Source organism: Lacisediminihabitans profunda, assembly GCF_008040105.1.
GTDB classification, from domain to species: domain Bacteria; phylum Actinomycetota; class Actinomycetes; order Actinomycetales; family Microbacteriaceae; genus Lacisediminihabitans; species Lacisediminihabitans profunda.
This window is the reverse complement of record NZ_VRMG01000116.1, coordinates 1-467: the sequence shown is the minus strand read 5'-3', so window position 1 is coordinate 467 and position 467 is coordinate 1. Positions and strand designations below refer to the sequence as shown.

1 protein-coding gene is annotated in these 467 nt (G+C 65.7%); it reads left to right on the top strand.

Annotation, left to right across the window (positions count from 1 at the left end):
* Positions 1–53: 53 nt before the first annotated feature.
* Positions 54–467, top strand: a 414-nt coding sequence (locus FVP33_RS19245; protein ID WP_484140802.1) for an ABC transporter permease family protein, incomplete at its 3' end; no start/stop codon positions are given.

Here is a 467-nt window from a genome sequence, read left to right as displayed (position 1 = left end):
GACCAGCAACTGTGCTCTCGTTCATTATTCGGCGCCTAGGCGCCTCGATCCTGGTGCGCCTCGTCGCCAGTTTCCTCATCTACAACCTCGCCTCCCTCGCGGGAGACCCGCGCGGTGACCTGCGCGGGTCGACGGCCCCCAACAAGGCGGCGCTCAGCGCGGCGCGCATCGACCAGCGTCAGCTCAACGTGCCGACGCCCCTGCGCTTCTTCATCTGGCTGAGCGGCATCCTCAAGGTCTTCCTCGGTCAGTTCACTCTCGGCGACAGCGTCAACGGGCACTCCGTCATCAGCCTGGTCGGCAGTTCAGCGGCGAACACCCTCCAGCTCGTCACCGCGGCAACGTTGCTTGCGGTCATCTTCGGCGTCGCCATCGGCATGAGCACGGCGATCCGCCAGTACAGCGGCGACGACTACACCGTGACGTGCCTCCCGTCCCTGTTCTTCTCGCTCCCGGCATTCTGGGTG